At 71.5% G+C, this 17304-nt stretch carries 18 protein-coding genes; 8 read left to right on the forward strand and 10 right to left on the reverse strand.

The annotated features are described in order from the left end of the window. Window positions 1-7 precede the first annotated feature (7 nt). Genes yihA through rpmH form a run of 5 tightly spaced genes read right to left on the reverse strand, consistent with a single transcriptional unit; the run spans window position 8 to window position 3353 of the window. Window positions 8-703 (reverse strand): ribosome biogenesis GTP-binding protein YihA/YsxC, encoded by a 696-nt coding sequence (gene yihA, locus ACLF3G_RS01885; protein WP_430667615.1) that lies wholly within the window; start codon window positions 701-703, stop codon window positions 8-10. Further along, window positions 700-2550 carry a membrane protein insertase YidC gene (gene yidC, locus ACLF3G_RS01890; RefSeq protein WP_430667616.1) on the reverse strand — a complete coding sequence of 617 codons (1851 nt, stop codon included), beginning with the start codon at window positions 2548-2550 and terminating at the stop codon, window positions 700-702. The genes yihA and yidC overlap by 4 nt, the downstream gene beginning before the upstream one ends. A gap of 11 nt (window positions 2551-2561) precedes the next feature. Continuing rightward, on the reverse strand, window positions 2562-2840 hold the full coding sequence (yidD, locus tag ACLF3G_RS01895; protein WP_430667617.1) for a membrane protein insertion efficiency factor YidD: 279 nt from the start codon (window positions 2838-2840) through the stop codon (window positions 2562-2564). Then, entirely contained in the window at window positions 2837-3193 is a 357-nt protein-coding gene (gene rnpA, locus ACLF3G_RS01900) for a ribonuclease P protein component (protein ID WP_430667618.1), read from the reverse strand. The genes yidD and rnpA overlap by 4 nt, the downstream gene beginning before the upstream one ends. A gap of 25 nt (window positions 3194-3218) precedes the next feature. Further along, window positions 3219-3353, reverse strand: coding sequence for a 50S ribosomal protein L34 (gene rpmH / locus ACLF3G_RS01905; RefSeq protein WP_083813583.1), 135 nt, complete (start codon window positions 3351-3353; stop codon window positions 3219-3221). A 210-nt stretch (window positions 3354-3563) separates the two neighbouring features. Between rpmH and ACLF3G_RS01910 the strand changes: the two genes are divergently transcribed. From ACLF3G_RS01910 to ACLF3G_RS01930, 5 genes are all read left to right on the forward strand, one after another. Next, window positions 3564-5003: a dihydrolipoyl dehydrogenase family protein gene (locus ACLF3G_RS01910; RefSeq protein WP_430667619.1), complete on the forward strand. Its 1440-nt coding sequence runs from the start codon at window positions 3564-3566 to the stop codon at window positions 5001-5003. 33 nt (window positions 5004-5036) lie between these two features. Further along, complete coding sequence (locus ACLF3G_RS01915) at window positions 5037-5837, forward strand: 3-hydroxybutyrate dehydrogenase (RefSeq protein ID WP_430667620.1); 801 nt, start codon at window positions 5037-5039, stop codon at window positions 5835-5837. Between the two features lie 163 nt (window positions 5838-6000). Further along, complete coding sequence (locus ACLF3G_RS01920) at window positions 6001-7113, forward strand: patatin-like phospholipase family protein (RefSeq protein ID WP_430667621.1); 1113 nt, start codon at window positions 6001-6003, stop codon at window positions 7111-7113. 75 nt (window positions 7114-7188) lie between these two features. Next, a complete protein-coding gene (locus ACLF3G_RS01925) occupies window positions 7189-7569 on the forward strand; it encodes a hypothetical protein (protein WP_430667622.1) in 381 nt (126 codons plus the stop codon). A 117-nt stretch (window positions 7570-7686) separates the two neighbouring features. Continuing rightward, window positions 7687-8085, forward strand: coding sequence for a hypothetical protein (locus ACLF3G_RS01930; RefSeq protein WP_430667623.1), 399 nt, complete (start codon window positions 7687-7689; stop codon window positions 8083-8085). On the opposite strand, the gene ACLF3G_RS01935 is transcribed toward ACLF3G_RS01930, so the two are convergent. The 4 genes from ACLF3G_RS01935 to ACLF3G_RS01950 form a co-directional block, all read right to left on the reverse strand. After that, window positions 8061-8477, reverse strand: a complete 417-nt coding sequence (locus tag ACLF3G_RS01935; RefSeq protein WP_430667624.1) for a DUF3293 domain-containing protein — start codon at window positions 8475-8477, stop codon at window positions 8061-8063. The two genes, ACLF3G_RS01930 and ACLF3G_RS01935, sit on opposite strands and share 25 nt — an antisense overlap. Next, window positions 8474-9649, reverse strand: coding sequence for a class I SAM-dependent rRNA methyltransferase (locus tag ACLF3G_RS01940; RefSeq protein WP_430667625.1), 1176 nt, complete (start codon window positions 9647-9649; stop codon window positions 8474-8476). The genes ACLF3G_RS01935 and ACLF3G_RS01940 overlap by 4 nt, the downstream gene beginning before the upstream one ends. Before the next feature lie 18 nt (window positions 9650-9667). Further along, on the reverse strand, window positions 9668-10561 hold the full coding sequence (locus ACLF3G_RS01945) for a DMT family transporter (RefSeq protein WP_430667626.1): 894 nt from the start codon (window positions 10559-10561) through the stop codon (window positions 9668-9670). A gap of 117 nt (window positions 10562-10678) precedes the next feature. Next, the gene (locus ACLF3G_RS01950) at window positions 10679-11461 is read right to left on the reverse strand and encodes an aldolase (RefSeq protein ID WP_430667627.1); all 783 of its coding nucleotides are present in this window, start codon (window positions 11459-11461) and stop codon (window positions 10679-10681) included. Window positions 11462-11582: 121 nt separating this feature from the next. Between ACLF3G_RS01950 and ACLF3G_RS01955 the strand changes: the two genes are divergently transcribed. Continuing rightward, window positions 11583-12827: a Zn-dependent hydrolase gene (locus ACLF3G_RS01955; protein WP_430667628.1), complete on the forward strand. Its 1245-nt coding sequence runs from the start codon at window positions 11583-11585 to the stop codon at window positions 12825-12827. Between the two features lie 80 nt (window positions 12828-12907). Next, entirely contained in the window at window positions 12908-14287 is a 1380-nt protein-coding gene (locus tag ACLF3G_RS01960; protein ID WP_430667629.1) for a hypothetical protein, read from the forward strand. Between the two features lie 22 nt (window positions 14288-14309). Here the strand turns inward: ACLF3G_RS01960 and ACLF3G_RS01965 are convergent, their stop codons facing one another. Next, on the reverse strand, window positions 14310-15050 hold the full coding sequence (locus ACLF3G_RS01965; protein WP_430667630.1) for a VIT1/CCC1 transporter family protein: 741 nt from the start codon (window positions 15048-15050) through the stop codon (window positions 14310-14312). A gap of 184 nt (window positions 15051-15234) precedes the next feature. Here ACLF3G_RS01965 and tkt point away from each other — a divergent pair, with 184 nt between their 5' ends. Further along, window positions 15235-17280 (forward strand): transketolase, encoded by a 2046-nt coding sequence (tkt, locus tag ACLF3G_RS01970; protein ID WP_430667631.1) that lies wholly within the window; start codon window positions 15235-15237, stop codon window positions 17278-17280. Window positions 17281-17304 lie beyond the last annotated feature (24 nt).

Raw genomic sequence — 17304 nt, forward strand, 5'->3', positions numbered from 1 at the left:
CTTTATATTACGCCGAATGTAAGGCCAGTGCCGCAAGTTCCGCTCGCAATTCCGGAATGCCCTGGCCGGTCTCGCTGCTGGTGATCAGGATCAGCGGATGCGCCGCCGTCCGCTTCTTCACGATCTCCTCGACCTCCGCGATCCGCTTGTCGAGCTGGGCCGCCTTCACGTCATCCGCCTTGGTGATCACCAGCTGGAAGGCGACGGCGGCATCCGACAGCAGGTCGATCGCGGCGCGATCCGCCGGCTTCGTCTCCACCCGCGCATCCATCAGCAGCAGGACCCGGCGCAGGGTCGTGCGCCCGCGCAGGAAGTCGAACATCAGCCCCTGCCAATCCTCCTTCAGCAGCTTGGAGGCCTTGGCGTAGCCATAGCCCGGCATGTCCACCAGCGTCAGTCGGCCCTCGTCGCAGGCAAAGAAGTTGAGCTGGCGCGTGCGGCCCGGCGTGACGGACACCCGCGCCAGCGCCTTCTGCCCGGTCAGCGCGTTGAGCAGGGAGGATTTGCCGACATTGGACCGCCCGCAGAATGCAACCTCCGGCCCCTGCGCCGGCGGCAACTGCGTGATGGCCTGGGAGGCGTAGAAGAACTCGCAGGGTCGCGCGAACAGCAGCCGCCCGGCCTCGAGCAGCGCCGCGCGCTCCTCGTCCGTCGTCGCCTCGGCGAGCCCGCCGGCCGGTAGCGAGGGGGGAGGCAGGCTCACCCCTTCTTGCCCTTGGGTGCGGCGACCTTGGCGACCGCGGCCGGCTTCGGCGGCGGCGGCGCGGCCGGCGCGCGGGCCTGGCGCTTCTTGTCCATCTGCATGATCCAGTACTGCTGCGCGATGGAAAGCAGGTTGTTCCAGGTCCAGTAGATCACCAGGCCGGCCGGGAAGCTGGCCAGCATGAAGGTGAAGATTAGCGGCATCCAGGCAAAGATCTTGGCCTGGATCGGGTCCGGCGGCGTCGGGTTCAGCTTGAACTGCAGGAACATCGTGATGCCCATCGCGATGGCCCAGGCCGGCATGTGCAGGAAGCTGGAAAGCGCCATCGGGTCGTAGGGCAGCAGGCCGAACAGGTTGAACAGGTTCGTCGGGTCCGGCGCGGAAAGATCGCGGATCCAGCCGAAGAACGGCGCGTGCCGCATCTCGATGGTGACGAACAGCACCTTGTACAGCGCGAAGAACACCGGGATCTGCAACAGGATGGGCAGGCAGCCGGAGGCCGGGTTGACCTTCTCCGACCGGTACAGCGCCATCATCTCCGCCTGCGCCTTGGCCGGGTCGTCCTTGTAGCGCTCCCGCACCTCCGTCATCTTCGGCGCCAGCACCTTCATGCGGGCCATGGAGATGTAGGCCTTGTTGGCCAGCGGGAAGAACGCCGCCTTCAGCGCCAGGGTGAAGATCAGGATGGCGACGCCGAAATTGCCGAAGATCTGGAACAGCCAGTCGATCGCGTAGAAGAACGGCTTGGTGATCCAGTAGAACCAGCCGAAGTCGATCGCCTTGTCGAAATCGACGATCCCCAGGTTGTCCCGGTAGGCATCCAACAGCCGCACTTCCTTGGCGCCGGCGAACAGGCGCGTCGCCAGACCGGCCTCCGCACCCGGTGCCACGGCCTGCGGCGCGGGCGGCGCCATGTCGATCTGCCAGCGATCCTGCCCACCTTCGGCGGAGTGGCGATAGGCGGCCCGCACCGCGGTCGCCTGGTCCACCGGGGTCAGCGCCGTCAGCCAGTACTTGTCGGTGAAGCCGACCCAGCCGCCGGTGCTCTCCTGCTCGAAGGCCGGGCCGCGGCGACGCTGCGCCTCCTCCTTCGCATCCGAATAGGTCCACTCGGACAGCCGGCCGTTCAGAACGCCGGTGAAGCCCTCATGCAGGATGAAGAAGCCGGCGGTCTGCGGCGTGCGCTCGCGGCGCACCCGCGCCCAGGGCAGCACCTGCACCGGCTCGGTGCCGGTGTTGCGCACGGTCTGGCGCGCCGTCAGCATGAAGTCCTGGTCGACCTCGAGCTGGATGCGGAATTCCTGGCCCTGGCCGTTGTCCCAGCGCAGCGTCACCGGTGCGCCGGGCGCCAGCGCGGTGCCATCCGCGGTCCAATCGGTATCCGGCCCCGGCACCACCGTGCGGCCATCGGCCGCGGTCCAGCCCCATTGCGCGAAGTAAGGGTTGGCATCGCTGCGCGGCGCCAGCAGGCGGACCAGCGCGCTCCCCGGCTGCACCGTCTCCCGGTAGCCACGCAGGATGGCGTCATCCAGCCGCGCGCCACGTAGGCTGATGCTGCCCTGCAGGGCCGGATTCTCCAGCCCCACCCGCTGTTCCGGCGGCAGGCCCGCCGCCGGCGCCGCCGCACTGGCCGCGCCACCGGGCAGGGCCAGCGGCGCGCCGCCGCTCGGCATCGGCACCGGCACTGCGGCGTCCGGCGCAGCCGTGCCCGCCGCAGGGGCCTGCTGGGCCGCGATCTCGGCCTGGCGGCGCTGCTCCGCCTCCCGCGTCGGACGGTTCCACAGGTCGAACAGCAGCAGGATGCCGACCGAGAGGGCAATGGCGGCGAGGAGACGCTTCTGGTCCATGACGGCCTGATTCAGCCTTTCGTCGGGCGCGGTTCGGCGAGCGGCGCCGATGCGGGGACGTTCTGGGAAAGTGGCGGGACCGGGTCATAGCCACCCGGGTGCCACGGGTTGCAGCGCAATACACGGCGAGCGGTCAACCATCCACCGCGCATCGCGCCATGGGTGGCCACCGCTTCCAGCCCGAACTCGCTGCAATGCGGGTAGAAACGGCAATTGCAGCCGATGAACGGCCGCAAGGTGAGCTGGTAGGTGCGAATCGCCCCACGTAGCAGGTGCTGCTGCGGCGTCATGCTTCGCGGTCCGGAACGGCGACCCCGCCCTGCTTCAACGCACCGCGCAGGTCGCCGAGCAACTGGCGAAACTCGCGCTTCGCCGTGCCGTCGCGGCCGATCATCACCAGGTCGAAGCCTGGTGGCGCGTCCTGCCCCAACAGCAGGCGCGCCGCTTCCCGCAGCCGCCGCTTGCAGCGGTTGCGGATCACGGCGTTGCCGACCTTCTTGGTAACGGTGAACCCGACGCGCAACGGCGCGCCGGTGTCCTTCAGGACCTGAAGCACGAGCCCCGGGCGTGCCGCACGCTGACCGCGCGCAGCCACGAGCTTGAACTCGCGCCGAAGCTTCAACCGTGGCGGGCGCGCCGGCATGGCACAGCTCCGGCCCGCCCGGCGCTCAGGCCGAGAGCTTCTTGCGGCCCTTGGACCGGCGATTGGCCAGGATTCGGCGCCCGCCGACGGTCTCGGTGCGGGCGCGAAAGCCATGGCGGCGCTTCCGGACGAGCTTCGAGGGCTGATAAGTACGCTTCACGACACACTCCCGCGGGCTCCGGCCCGGGCGGGTCAGGGAAAGCCCCTGTCCGCCGATGCGCCGGCTGGTATCTAAAGGAAACGCCGGCGGCCGCCCAGGATCGCACCTGGACCGCCCCGGCAAGGCCCGGACGTATAGGGAGCCGCCACCCCTGCCGTCAACCGCGGGGATGAGGCACAAGGCGCGGATTGGCAGAGTGGGGACGACAGGATGCCCGATTTCGACGTCGTGGTGATCGGGGCCGGGGCTGCCGGCCTCTCCACCGCCGCGATATCCGCCGGCCTCGGCCTGAAGGTGGCGCTGGTGGAGCGCGGCGTCATGGGCGGCGACTGCCTGAACTATGGCTGCGTCCCCTCCAAGGCGCTGCTCGCCGCCGCCCACGCCGCCGCCAGCGCCCGCCGCGCCGGCCGATTCGGCATCCGCCTGCCGGAGCCGGAGATCGACTGGCAGGCGCTGCGCGCCCATATCCGCGGCGCCATCGACACCATCGCCCCCATCGACTCGGAGGCCCGCTTCCGCGGCATGGGCGTCGAGGTCATTCGCGCCCCGGCGCATTTCGTGGCGCCCGACACGGTGGAAGCCGCCGGCCGTCGCCTGACCTTCCGCCGCTGCGTCATCGCCGCCGGCAGCCAGGCCATCGTCCCCGACATCCCCGGCCTCGGCCCCGTCCCCTGGCTGACCAACGAGACGATCTTCGAACTGGAGGATCCGCCCGGACACCTCATCATCCTCGGCGGCGGCCCGATCGGGCTGGAGATGGCGCAGGCCCACGCCCGCCTCGGCTGCCTCGTCACCGTGATCGAGGCCGGCCGGATCGCCGGCCGCGACGACCCGGAACTGACCGACGGCCTGCGCCGCGCCCTGGTGCGCGACGGCGTGACGCTGCTGGAAGGCGCCAAGCTCTCCCGCGTCGTCTCCGCCCGGGCCGAGGATGGCGGGCCCGGCCTGACGGCGGTGCTGGAGGATGGGCGCGAGATCGGCGGTACCCACCTGCTGCTGGCGATTGGCCGTGCGCCACGCCTGGCGGGGCTCGACCTGCAGGCCGGCCAGGTGCAGGCGACGAAGGCGGGCATCGCAACCGATGCCGGCCTCCGGTCCCTCACCAACCGCCGGGTCTTCGCGGTGGGCGACATCGCCGACCCGCAGGGCATCGGCCCGCGCGCCTTCACCCATGTCGCCTCCCAGCATGCCAGCCTGCTGGCGCGACGCATGCTGTTCCGCCTGCCGGCCCGGCTGGATTACGCCGCCCTGCCCCGCGTCACCTACACCGACCCTGAACTGGCGCAGATCGGCCTGACCGAAGCCGAGGCACGCGACGCCGGCCACGAGGTCAACATCCTGCGCTTCCCCGTCGCCGAAACCGACCGCGCGGTGGCGGAGGGCATCGGTGAAGGCTTGGTCAAGCTGGTGGCGACCTCCAAGGGCCGCCTGCTCGGCGCCGGCATCCTGGCCCCGCATGCCGGCGAGATGGCCGGCACGTTCGCGCTGATGATCGGCCGCAAGCTGCCATTGTCGGCCCTGGCCGGCTTGGTCCTGCCCTATCCGACCCTGGCGGAGGCGGCGAAGCGGGCGGCAGGTGATTTCTACACCCCGAAACTGCTCTCCCCGGCCGTGAAGCGCGTTGTCGGCTTGCTCAAGCGCCTGCCGTAGGCAACCTTTGTTGCAACGCAGAAGGACTTTTCCATGACAAGCACGCGGAAGCTGGAGGGCCGGGTGGCCCTGGTCACCGGCTCGACCTCCGGCATCGGTCTCGCCATCGCCCTCGGTTTCGCGGAGGCCGGCGCCCAGGTGATGCTGAACGGCTTCGGCAAGCCTGAGGAGATTGCCGCCGCGCGCCGGAAGGTCGGCGCCGCCATGGGCGTGGCGGAGGCGCCCTATTCGCCGGCCGACATGTCGAAGCCCGAGGACGTCCGCGGCATGGTGAAGGCCTGCGAGACCGAGCTCGGCGCCTGCGACATCCTGGTCAACAACGCCGGCATCCAGTTCGTCTCGCCGGTTGAGGACTTCCCCGAGGACAAGTTCGACCGGATCATCGCCATCAACTTCACCTCCAACTTCCACGCCATCAAGGCGGCGCTCCCGGGGATGAAGGCGCGGGGCTTCGGGCGCATCGTCAACGTCGCCTCGGCGCACGGCCTGGTCGCGAGCCCCTACAAGACCGCCTACGTCGCCGCGAAGCACGCCGTCGTCGGTCTGACCAAATCGGTGGCGCTGGAAGTCGCGCAGGGTCCCGTCACCTGCAACGCCATCTGCCCCGGCTTCGTCCGCACCCCTCTGGCCGAGGCCCAGGTGAAGCCCTTGGCCGAGAAGCACGGCGTCTCCGAAGACAAGGCGCTGACCGATTTCCTGCTGGAACGCCAGCCGACGAAGCGCTGGGTCGAGGTCGAGGAAGTGGCCGAGATGGCGCTGTTCCTCTGCGGCCCGAACAGCGGCAGCATCAACGGAACCGCCATGTCCATCGACGGCGGTTGGACGGCGCAGTGATTTGGTGCCCTCAAGCGCCGGGCGACCGCGTCCTTGGCTTCACGCCCCGCACCGTTCCGCAAGACGAATCTGATAGTTTGGGCGCGGGCCGCGTTCGCGGCCTCGGACCGCGGAAGTGCGCGGTCCGCCCGTGCACGGCCAACCTAGGTGCATCTTTCGCCCAATGATCGAGAACGAGTTCCGCTCGGAAGCCGCCGACACCCTGGGGGCCGCCGGCGCCGCGCCCGGCCCTCTCCCCCGCCCCGCCCGCACCACGCCGACCACGCGCCGCATCAACCTGGCACTTCAAGGCGGCGGCACGCATGGCGCCTTCACCTGGGGAGTCCTGGAACGACTGCTCGAAGACGAACGCCTGGAATTCGAAGCCGTCTCCGGCACCTCCGCCGGCGCCATGAACGCGGCCATCTTCGTCCAGGGCCTGTGCGAGGGCGGCCGCGAGGGCGCCCGGCGGGCGCTCGACCGCTTCTGGCGCAACGCCGCCGGCCGCATGGCGAACAGCCCGTTGCAGAACACGCCGCTGGAGAAGGCGATCTGGGGCCATGACCTGACCTGGTCCTTCGCCTACCAGGCGTTCGAGACGCTGACCCGGGTCATGTCCCCCTACCAGCTCAATCCCACGCCCTACGAGTTCAACCCGCTGCGCCAGGTGCTGGAGGAAGAGATCAAGCCTGACATCCTCCGCCACGGCCGCGGCCCGAAGCTGTTCATCTCCGCCACCTCCGTCCGCACCGGCAAGCCGCGGGTCTTCGCGCGGGAGGAAGTGACGGTGGACACGCTGCTCGCCTCCGCCTGCCTGCCGCAATTCTTCAAGGCCGTGGAGATCGACGGTGAGCCGTTCTGGGACGGCGGCTACCTCGGCAACCCGGCGCTGTGGCCGCTGTACGAGCAGGGCGGGCCACCCGACATCGTCCTGGTCCAGCTCAACCCGATCGTCCGCGACGAACTGCCGACGCGGCCGACCGAGATCGTCAACCGCCTGAACGAAATCAGCTTCAACGCCTCCCTGATGGCGGAAATGCGCGCCATCGACTTCGTGCAGCGGCTGCTCGAAGCCGGCCGCCTGGAACAGCCGCGTTACCGCCGCCTGTTCATCCACTGCATCGAGGATGAGGCGCGGATGCGCGACTTCAAGCTCAGCACCAAGCTGAACGGGGACTGGGACTTCCTGATGACGCTGAAGCGCTACGGGCGGGAGGCGGCGGATGGTTGGCTCGACGCGCATTTCGACAAGCTGGGCCGCGAAAGCAGCGTCGATATCCGGGAGCGCTTTCTCTAGGCTCAACACAACCTATTGGCGAGTTCCGCGCCGGTGTGGTAGTTGGCGTCCCGACCCGATACGCCTGAGGATCCGATGTCGACCTGGCCCGATGGCCCCGTTCTGGATGCGCGGGCGGGGTGGCTCATCGGCCTCCGCGCCGGCACGGCCCGGCCGGCCGGCAATGACAATGGCGGCGCGCCCTCCGGCACCTATCACTGGCGCCGTGGCGATGGCGACGACACCGTGGTCGGCGGCGGCGGCGGCGACCGGCTGCGGCTGTGGAACACCCTGCTGACGCTACCCGACCTGCTCGGCGCCATCCGCGTCGATCCCGGCCTGCCGCGCCCTGTGCTGACACCCTGCGGCGGCATCGACGTGCGCGGCGTGACCGGCCGCATCGTGCTGGGGCGGGAGACTGTCACCTTCCACGGCCTCGACGAACTCGTGCTCGGCAACGTCCTCCTGCCCGACTGAGGCGCGCCGCGCGCCCACATCGGCGGAGCCTATGGCCTCGACAGGGGCTTCGGATTGGAGGCGACACGCCCCGCCGCGCTTTCCTGGCGCCTGCAACGACAGGCGGGGCCGACGGCGATGAGCGACAAGGACAAGCGGTGCAACGGCTGGGACCTCGACATGGTTATGCCGGAACTGCCTGCGCAGGGCCGCTGGCGCGGCGGGCCGATGACACGGCGGCTGCGCGCCGGCCCGGAAACCCTGGTGTGGCACCCCGGCGACGGCGACCGCACCATTGTCCTGGGCGATGGCGTCGCGACACTGCGGCTGGAGGACACCGACCTGACCCTGGCGCAGATCCATGCCGCGATCGAGGGCGACCCCGCGGGCGCCAAGCCACGCCTCGGCATGGGCGAGATCGTCACCCAGGGTGTCATCGGCCGCCTGCGCCTCGGCGCCGAGACCCTCCGCTTCGAGGGTCTTGCCCGCATCGTCATCGGCGGCTTCAGCGCCTACCCCGGGCGCCGACCGGGCTGAGCCAGGCAGGCGACCAGGCAGGCGACCAGGCGGGCGGGACGGCCCGCCGCCACCACGACGATCGCCCATTGCCGGAAGCGTCGCCCCAGCACACGGAGCCGGCGCGGATCGCCGCGCAGCAGCAGATGGTGCTCCGCCCACCCGGCGCCGCGGCCGAAGCCCTCGGCCAGCACGCGCCCACGCGCGGCTTGCCGCAGCCGGTCCTGCATCCGCAGGTTCCAGCCCTCAGGCATCCGCCGGCTGCGCGGGTTCCAGGCGGTGACGAAGCCCGCCCTCCGCACGCCATGCCGCGCCAGCAGCGCATCCATGGCGGCACTGCGCCGGCCAATCCGTACCGCCACGCCCGGAACCTCGTAGCAGGTGACCAGGAAGGCGCGGATCGGCGGCGTCATGCCAGGTGCAGCAGCAGTCCCTTGAGATAGGCGCTCTCGGGCAGCGCCGGATGCACCGGATGGTCCGGCCCGGCGCCGACGCTGGCCAGGATGCGGCACTCGCGCCGGGCCTTGTGCACCCCCCAGGCCACCGCCGCCGCGAAGTCGCCTTGCGGCACGTGATGGGAGCAGGAGGCGATGAACAGGATGCCGTCCGGCGCCACCAGCCCCGCCGCCAGCCGCGCCAGCTTGGCATAGCCGCGCAGCGCCGCCGGCTGGTCCTTCCGCGACTTCGCGAAGGCCGGCGGGTCCGCCACCACCACCTCGAAGCGCCGCCCGCTGGCGGTCATGCGCTCCATCTGTTCGAGCGCCTCCGCCTTCAGCGGCACCACGCGCTCCGCGAAGCCGGCCAGCCGGGCGCCCTGCATGGCGAGATCGAGCGCGTGTTCGCTGCGGTCGAGCAGCGTCACCTCCCGTGCGCCGGCCGCCGCCGCGGCCAGGCCGAAGCCGCCGGTGTGGCAGAAGGCGTCCAGCATGGTGCGTCCCGGACACAGCCGCGCCACCATCGCCCGGTTGGCGCGCTGGTCGAAGAACCAGCCGGTCTTCTGCCCGCCGAGCAGGTCCACCGGAAAGCGCAGCCCGGCTTCCTCCACCGTCGCCGTGCCCTCGCCATGCAGGGCGGTGACCGATTCGGACAGCCCCTCCAGCTTGCGCACGGCGCTGTCGTTGCGGGCGATGACCAGGCGCGGCGCGAACAGCGCGTGCAGTGCTTCCAGAATCAGGGGCGTCGCGGCCTCCATCCCCGCGGTATTCGCCTGGATCGCCACCGCGTCGCCGTAGCGGTCGATGATCAGGCCCGGCAGGCCATCGGCCTCGGCATGCACCAGGCGGTAATGCGGCGAGTCGAACAGCCTCTCCCGCAGCGCCAGGCAGGCGCCCAGCCGGGCGCGGAACCAGCCGGCATCGATCGGCGCCTCCGGGTCAGCATCCAGACGCCGGGCCGCGATCAGGCTGTGCGGGTTGAAGTGCCAGGCGCCGTGCCGCACGCCATCATCGCCTTCCAGCCGCACCACCGTGCCGGGCGGCAGGGCGCGCAGCGCCGGGGTCATGGCGATCTCGTTGGAGAAGGCCCAGGGGTGGCCGGCCTTGATGCGACGGTCGGCCCCGGGGGCGAGGCGGATCTGGGTATGCATCGCGCGCCTATGCCCCGATCAGCCGCGCACCGCCAGCACGACACCCGAAACGGTCAACGACAGCGCCAGCACCTCCCGCACCCCCAGCGCCTCGCCAAGGAACACCGCCGCCGCCGCCACGCCCACCACCGGCGTCAGCAGCGTCCCGGCCGAGGCCGCCGCCGCCGGCAGCCGCCGTAGCGCCGCGAACCAGGCGAGGTAGCACAGCCCGAGCGGCCCGATGCCGGCATAGGCCATCAGCGCCCAGGCCTGCGGCGACAGCGCGGTGAAATCCGGCGCCTCGAACAGCAGCGCGCCCAGCAGCAGCGGCGCGCAGCCCAGGCCGAGCTGCCACGCGGCGCCGGCATTCGGCGGCAGCGCCAGCGGCCAGCGCTTGGTCACCACCGTCCCGAGCGAGAACAGCACCGCCGCGGCCAGTGCCACCGCGACGCCCGGCAGCTTCGCCACGCCGACCTCCACGCCCGAGCCCAGCACAAGCACCGACAGCCCGCCGAGCCCCAGAACCAGCGCCAGCACCCGCCGCAGCCCCGGCGGCTCGCCCAGGATGATCCAGGCGAAGATGGAGGCCCAGACCGGCATGGTATAGCAGACGATCGTCGCCTCCCCCGCCGCCAGCCACAGCAGCGAGAACGCCGCCAGCCCCATCCAGGCCGAGACGTTGAGGAAGGACACCACCACCAGCCGCGGCCACAGCGCGCGCGGCACCGCCAGCGATTCGCGCCGCGCCAGGGCGATGCCGAACAGCAGCGCGATACCGAGCGCGGCGCAGGCGGTGCGCATGCTGAGCACCGGGATCTCGGCCAGCAGCAGCTTCATCGCCGGCCAGTTCAAGCCCCAGCCGAATACCGTCACCAGCAGCAGCAGCAGGCCGCGCGGGTCCAGGCCTGCGGAGCTACTTCTACCTGACCCCATGCAGCACGCCCTGCGCCCGCCGCAGGCGGGTGAGCGCCCGGATGGGCGCCGCGACACCTGTCGCGAAGCCAAGGAAACCGGAGGTTTCCGCCTGGCGTCTGAAGGGCGGGCTATGGCTCACGTCAAGTAGTCCGGCTCCTCCTTCGCCAGGCGGCGTTTGATGCTCTCGAGGTGCAGCACGGCGCTTTCGCCGTCGCCCTCGCGCATCTGCTCGTAGGTCTTGCGGGCCAACTCCGGCGGCACCGGCTTCAGCGTGCGGCCGGTGGACAGCGCCAGGCGCTGCGCCTCCGCCGCGCGCTCCAGGTAGTAAAGGTCGTCCCAGGCGGCGGCGGCGCTCGGCCCCACCACCATCACGCCGTGGTTCTTCATGAAGACGATGTCGGCGTCACCGATGCTGGCGGCGATGCGGTCGCCCTCGCGTTCATCCAGCGCCAGCCCGTTGTACTCTTCGTCCACCACCGTGCGGCCGTAGAACTTCAGCGCGGACTGCCCAGCCCAGGCCAGCGGCGGGCCTTCCAGCATCGCCAGTGCCGTCGCATTCGGCATGTGGGTGTGGAAGGCGGCGCGGGCACGCGGGACGTTCTTGTGGACGCGGGCATGGATGTAGAAGGCCGTCGCCTCCGGCACCCCCTCCCCAGCCACGACATTGCCGGCGAAGTCGCAGACCAGCAGGCGGGAGGCCGTGATCTCGGCGAAGGCCCAGCCATAGGGATTCACCAGGAACAGGTCGTCCCGGCCCGGCACCACCAGGGAAAAATGGTTGCAGATGCCTTCATGCATCCCGAGCCGCGCCGCCATGCGGAAGCAGGCCGCGAGGTCCACCCGCGCCTGGCGCACCGCATCGGCGTCAAGCTCCGAGTTGCGCAGGATGGCGGGGGCGGCGTTCAGCGCATGGGCCATGGCGGGGCTCCTGGATGTTCCCGCGATGATTCGCAGGACACCCCGCCCGCCGCAAGCACCGCATCTGGCCAAACTGCCCGATCCGGCGCAGATCGAAGCGGCAAAAGAAGGGGTTCGGCGCATGAGCGGCACCAACCAGCGGATCGACGGCAAGCGCCTGTGGGACAGCCTGATGGCGATGGCCCGCCATGGCGCGACGCCCAAGGGTGGCGTCCGCCGGCTGACACTGACCGACATCGACCGCGCCGCCCGCGACGACTTTCGCGCCCAGTGCGAGGCGCTCGGCCTGACGGTGCGGGTCGATGCCATCGGCAACATGTTCGCCCGCCGCGCCGGCCGCGACCCCGCCCGCCTGCCCGTGCTGTTCGGCAGCCACCTGGACAGCCAGCCCTCGGGCGGCAAGTACGATGGCGCGCTCGGCGTCATGGCGGGGATGGAGGTGATGCGCACCCTGCACGACCTCAACATCACCACCGAGGCGCCGCTGGAGCTGGTGAACTGGACCGACGAGGAAGGCAGCCGCTTCGGCTATTCCCTGATGGGCAGCGGCACCTGGGCCGGCATCTACCCCCTGGCGCAATCCTACGCGCTGCGCGACATCGATGGCGTTTCGGTGGAACAGGCGCTGGATGCCATCGGTTATCGCGGCGCGGAAACCGCCGAGCCCTTTCCCGCGGATTCCTACTTCGAGCTGCATATCGAGCAGGGCCCGATCCTGGAGCGGGAGGGCCGGCAGATCGGCATCGTCACCGGCGCGCAGGCGCAGGTCTGGTGGGATGCCCGCATCACCGGCCAGGACAGCCACGCCGGCACCACCCCACCCTCCACCCGCCGCGACGCCCTGGTCGCCGCCGCCCGTGTGATCGATCTGGTGGACCGCCGCATGCGGGAAGCCGGCGAGGATGGCCGCGGCACCGTGGGCTTCCTGCACGTGCTGCCGAACAGCCGCAACGTGATCCCTGGCGAGGTCTCCTTCAGCATCGAGTTCCGCCACCCGGACAGCGCCCGCATCGCGTGGCTGGCCGACGATTTCCCGGCCGAGGCGACAGCCCTGGTCGCCGCCACCGGCTGCACCCTGGAGCTGGCCGAACTTCTTCGCTTCGCCGCCCAGCCCTTCGATGCGGAGTGCGTGGCCCTGGTCGAACAGGCCGCGACCCGCCTCGGCTACCCGGCCCGGAAAATGGTTTCAGGCGCCGGCCACGATGCTGTCTACGTCGCCCGCCGCATGCCGGCCGCGATGATCTTCACCCCCTGCAAGGACGGCCTCAGCCACAACGAGGCCGAGAGCATCGAGCCGGCGGAGGCCGAGGCCGGCTGCCAGGTGCTGTTCGAGGCCGTGGTCGCCCGCGCCAACCGCAGCACGTAGATCGCGTTGCAACTTTCGCGGCACCGGGGCGCTTCCGGGGGAGGTTCCTACCCGCCTCGCCATTGGAGCGCCCGCGCATCATGAATCCCTCCCTCTGGCCGCGCCCCGCGCAGGTCGCCTCCGCCCTGCTGCTGCTGCTGGCCCTCATCGGCTGGATCACCGTCATTACCCTGAACGGCGACGTGCGGGAGGCGCAGGAGCAGGCGACCCAGGTGGCAACCGAGCGTACGCAGTTGCAGAACACGCTGGATGCCGAGCGGGCCGCCAGCGGCGCCCTGCCCGCCATCGAGGCGCGCGCCCAGCAGGCCGAGCAGGCCCTGGCCCAGGCCGAGGCGCGCGCCCGCGACCTGACCACCCAGGCGAACGAGGCGGAACAGCGCCTGGCCGCCCTGCGCCAGCAGGCCGAGACCGGCGCGCAGGCGCAGCGGGAGGCCGAGCAGGCCGTACAGGCCGCGACGGAAGCGCGCGGCGCCGCCCAGGCCGAGACGGAGCGGCTGCAGGCGCGCAGCACCGAACTCACCGACCAAACTGCCCAGGCCGAGGCCCGCCTGGCCGAACTGACCCGGTCCGTGCAGGAAGCCGAGGCCGCGCAGGCCCGCGCCGCCGAAACCCGTGACTCCACCGCGGAGGCGGTGCGCAGCCTGCAGGCGCGCGCCTCCGAGCTGACTGCCGGGGTGCAGGCCGCCGAACAGCGCCTTGCCGCCTTATCGGCCGAGACCGGACAGGTCCAGGGCGCGTTGACCGCCCGCGCCGCCGAACTGGCCGGGACCGACCAGCGCCTGCGCGGTCTCCGGGACCAAGCCGCGCTGCTGGAGACCGATCTCTCCGCCCGCCGCGCCGCGCTGGCCGAGGTGCAGACGCAGCTCGAGCGTGCGACGCAGGGCGCCGAGCAGGCCGCCACCCGCCTGACCGGCACGCAGTCCGAGATCGCGGGCGCGACCCGCGAGGCCGGCGAGTTGCAGCAGCGCCTGGCCGCGCTGCGCAACGAGGCCGCCGCCGCCGAGACGCAGCGCGACGCGCGCCGGCAGGAAGCCGAACGCGCCCAGGCCGAGGCCGCCCGCCTGGCCCAGGCGCGCGATGCCGCCGCCCGTGACGCGCAGCAGGCCGAAACCCGCCTGGCCGACCTCACCGCCCGCGCCGAGGCGGCCGACCAGCGCCTGTCCGGCATGACCCGCAATCTGGAGAGCCAGGAGGCCCGCCTGACCGAGTTGCGCCAGTCCGTCGACCAGGCCGGCCAGCAGCTTCAGGAGCGTCAGCGCGCCGCCGCCGAGGCCGCCCGCCAGGTCCAGGCGCTCAGCGAGCAGTCGCGCCAGGCGGAGGCAACCCTGTCCCGCCTGCGGCAGAACGCGCAGGAGGCTGAGGCCCGCCTGCGCGCGGCGGAGCAGCCGCGGACAGGTGAAACCACGCCCGCGGCCCCGAATGCCGGGCAGCAGGGCGGCGGCAGCCCGGCGCCGAACTGAGGCCCGCGGGCGCCCTGGCCCGTCAGACCACCAGACGGGCCACCAGGGCGGCCACGACAGCAGCGGCGGCGCCGATGCCCAGCACGCGCAGCGCCTGCCCCGCCGGCGGCAGGCCATCGCCGCGGGCGCGGAGCCAGCCCAGCCCGACCAGTCCCAGTCCGGCCATCAGGCAGGACCAGCCGGTCGCGCCGCTGGGCGTGACCACATAGGGCAACAGCGGCAGGATCCCCGCGCCGGCCTGCGCCATGGCCCGAACCAGCGCCGCACGGCCGGTGCGGGCTGTGTCGGGTTCCGACAGGTCCAGCTCGAAGCGCATCATGAAGTCGACCCAGCGACGCCGGTCCGCCGCCACCGCCTCCACCGCCTGGCGCAGCACATCCCCGCGCACGCCGTAGCGGTGGAGGATCGCCGCCACCTCCCACTTCTCGCGCTCGGGGTAGAGGTGGCTTTCCTCCTCCTCCCGCAGCCGCTCCGCCGCATACAGCGCCGCCTCGGCCCGCACCGCGCGCACCCGTTCCAGCGCACCGGCTACGCTGATCGCCGCCAGGCTCGCCAGCCCGCCGGCCAGGACCGCCGGCGTCGCCATCCCGGCCAAGGAAAGGGCCGCGGCGACCGCGGTGCCCGGCACCAGCCCCTCCGCCGCGCCTCCGACCACATGCCGCATGGTCTCCCCGGCGGCGAAGTGGCGTTCCTCATGCGGCGGGCCGGGGGGCATGGGCGGCAGGCCGTCGCGGGTCGGCTCGGCGAGGGTGGCTGTTGGCATGGTCGGAGACTACCGCCGCGCGCGGCCCCGAGTCACGCCCCACGCGCGCCGCAAGGTGTTGTGATTGCTGCACAATCTGGAATGCGACGCATCCTCAACCGCAGTGGCCCCGGGCCCACGGCCGACGCCTGGGTTGTCGGGTGCCCGAGGCGCCTCTATAGGCTCGCGCTTGCGGAGAACTGCCTTGGCCACGACGGAACCCGATACCCAACCCCGCGCGGAGCCCACGCCCGCCCAGGCCGCGCAGGCCCTGCTGCTCGCGCGCCCGGCGAGCGAGGAACGGCGCATGGCGGACGCCATCCGGGCGCTGGCGATCGATGCGGTCGAACAGGCGAAATCCGGCCACCCCGGCATGCCGATGGGCATGGCCGATGTCGCCACGGTGCTGTTCACCCGCTTCCTGAAATACGACGCCGCCGACCCGCGCTGGCACGACCGCGACCGCTTCGTGCTGTCCGCCGGCCACGGCTCCATGCTGCTCTATGCCCTGCTGCACCTGACCGGCGCCGGCATGAGCATCGAGGACATCAGGAATTTCCGCCAGTTGCACTCCCCGGCCGCCGGCCATCCGGAATACGGCGAGCATCCCGGCATCGAGACCACCACCGGCCCGCTCGGCCAGGGCCTCGCCACCGCGGTCGGCATGGCGCTGGCGGAACGCATGCTGGCGGCGCGCTTCGGCAAGTCCCTGGTCGATCATCGCACCTGGGTGATCGCCTCCGACGGCGACCTGATGGAGGGCATCAGCCACGAGGCGGCCTCCTTCGCCGGCCATTTGCAGCTCGACCGGCTGTGTGTCCTGTACGACGACAACAACATCTCGATCGATGGCGACACCGCCATCTCGCTGTCGGACGATGCGCTGCGCCGCTTCCAGGCCTATGGCTGGGCGACGCGCCGCATCGATGGCCACGACCACGAGCAGGTCGCCGCCGCGCTCGCCTGGGCGACGCGCAACCGGAAGCCGACGCTGATCGCCTGCCGCACCATCATCGGCTTCGCCGCGCCGACCAAGGCCGGCACCGCCGCCAGCCACGGCGCTCCGCTAGGGGCCCAGGAAGCCGCCGCCGCCAAGGCCGCGATGGGCTGGAACCACGGGCCATTCGAGGTCCCGGACGGCTTGAAGGCGCGCTGGGAGGAAGCCGGACGCCGCGGTGCCGGCACCCGCCGCTCCTGGCTCAAGCGCCTGGCGAACCACGCCCAGAAGGACGAGTTCGACCGCGCCATGGCCGGCCGCCTGCCGGAAGCCTGGCACGAGCCGCTCGCCGCGCTGCGCGCCAGGCACGCCGAGGACCGCCCGAAGATCGCCACCCGCATCGCCAGCCAGCGCGCATTGGAAGCGCTGGTGCCGGCGGTGCCGGAGATGGTCGGCGGCTCCGCCGACCTGACCGGCTCCAACAACACCAACGTCAAGGGCATCCCGGCACTCTCGCCCGGCAACTACGCCGGCCGCTACATCCACTACGGCGTGCGCGAGCACGGCATGGCGGCGGCGATGAACGGCATGGCGCTGCATGGCGGCCTCATCCCCTATTCCGGCACCTTCCTGGTCTTTGCCGACTACCTGCGCCCGGCGCTGCGGCTGGCCGCCCTGATGCGCCAGCGCGTCATCCATGTGCTGACGCATGACAGCATCGGCCTGGGCGAGGACGGTCCGACACACCAGCCGGTGGAAACGCTCGCCTCGCTCCGCGTCATCCCGAACCTCGCGGTGTTCCGCCCGGCGGATGCGATGGAAACGGCGGAATGCTGGGAACTGGCGGTGAAGCGCGCCGATGGTCCCTCCGTGCTCGCCCTGTCGCGGCAAAACCTGCCCGCGCTGCGCGCCGACCATGGCGAGAACCGCTGCGCCCGCGGCGGCTACGTCCTCGCGGAACCCTCCGGCGCCCGCCGCGCTACGCTGATCGCCACTGGATCCGAGGTGCACCTGGCCATCGCGGCGCGCGCACTGCTGGAGGCCGAGGGCATCCCGACCGCGGTGGTGTCGCTGCCGAGTTGGGAACTGTTCGCGCTGCAGGACGAGAGCTACCGCGCCCAGGTGCTGGGCGACGTGCTGCGCGTCGGCATCGAGGCGGCGCTGCCCTTCGGCTGGGACCGCTGGCTCGGGCCGGAGGGCCTGTTCATCGGCATGCAGGGCTTCGGCGCCAGTGCGCCGGCGGATGAGCTGTACCGGCATTTCGGCATCACGGCGGAGGCGACGGTCGCCGCCGTGAAGAAGCGTTTGGGTTGAACATTCCAAAGGGGATTGGACGAA

Source organism: Falsiroseomonas sp. HC035 (assembly GCF_050563525.1).
GTDB lineage: Bacteria > Pseudomonadota > Alphaproteobacteria > Acetobacterales > Acetobacteraceae > Falsiroseomonas.